Raw genomic sequence first — 909 nt, 5'->3', positions numbered from 1 at the left:
CTTTCGATGACTGTGTCATTTCGCATTTAATCCAGGCGTTTGGTGATGACGTTTATTTTTCAATAAACGAATCGACAAACAACGCAGAGTAAATCGAAATTTGGTAGGTCTGAGTAGACTTGAACTACCGACCTCACCCTTATCAGGGGTGCGCTCTAACCAGCTGAGCTACAGACCTACTGTGTACTGTAAGTCAAATGGTGGAGCTAAGCAGGATCGAACTGCTGACCTCCTGCGTGCAAGGCAGGCGCTCTCCCAGCTGAGCTATAGCCCCATTTAAGCTATTACCATCAAACTTCCTTTTTACTCTTTCAACCAAAAAGGAAATTCGTAGAATTGTGTAGATCAAGGCATCAAGGGGCGCCGCATAGCCTGCTATGCAAGTCACTTGATAACGCCGAAATACGCAATTCTGGTGGGTCTGGGTGGACTTGAACCACCGACCTCACCCTTATCAGGGGTGCGCTCTAACCACCTGAGCTACAGACCCAATTTCATGGGTCCAGGACCCAAATCCAAGCTCTCTACTCACCAATCAAGTAATTTGTTGTGAACGCTGAACTGAAACAGCCAGAAGATATCGTTTAAGGAGGTGATCCAGCCGCAGGTTCCCCTACGGCTACCTTGTTACGACTTCACCCCAGTCATGAATCACACCGTGGTGACCGTCCTCCCGAAGGTTAGACTAGCCACTTCTGGTGCAACCCACTCCCATGGTGTGACGGGCGGTGTGTACAAGGCCCGGGAACGTATTCACCGCAGCAGTTCTGATCTGCGATTACTAGCGATTCCGACTTCATGGAGTCGAGTTGCAGACTCCAATCCGGACTACGAACAGCTTTAAGGGATTCGCTCCCCCTCGCGGGTTCGCGACCCTCTGTACTGCCCATTGTAGCACGTGTGTAGCCC

3 tRNA genes and 1 rRNA gene are annotated in these 909 nt (G+C 50.4%); all 4 read right to left on the bottom strand.

Annotation, left to right across the window (positions count from 1 at the left end):
* Positions 1–101: 101 nt before the first annotated feature.
* Positions 102–178 (bottom strand) — tRNA-Ile (locus ACQY6C_RS14810).
* A gap of 20 nt (positions 179–198) precedes the next feature.
* Positions 199–274 (bottom strand) — tRNA-Ala (locus tag ACQY6C_RS14805).
* Positions 275–413: 139 nt separating this feature from the next.
* A tRNA-Ile gene (locus tag ACQY6C_RS14800) sits at positions 414–490 on the bottom strand.
* 95 nt (positions 491–585) lie between these two features.
* Positions 586–909 (bottom strand): 16S ribosomal RNA (locus ACQY6C_RS14795); the annotation flags it as partial.

This window comes from Altererythrobacter sp. (genome assembly GCF_050299635.1).
GTDB lineage: Bacteria > Pseudomonadota > Alphaproteobacteria > Sphingomonadales > Sphingomonadaceae > Erythrobacter.
This window is presented reverse-complemented; position numbering and strand designations above follow the sequence as displayed.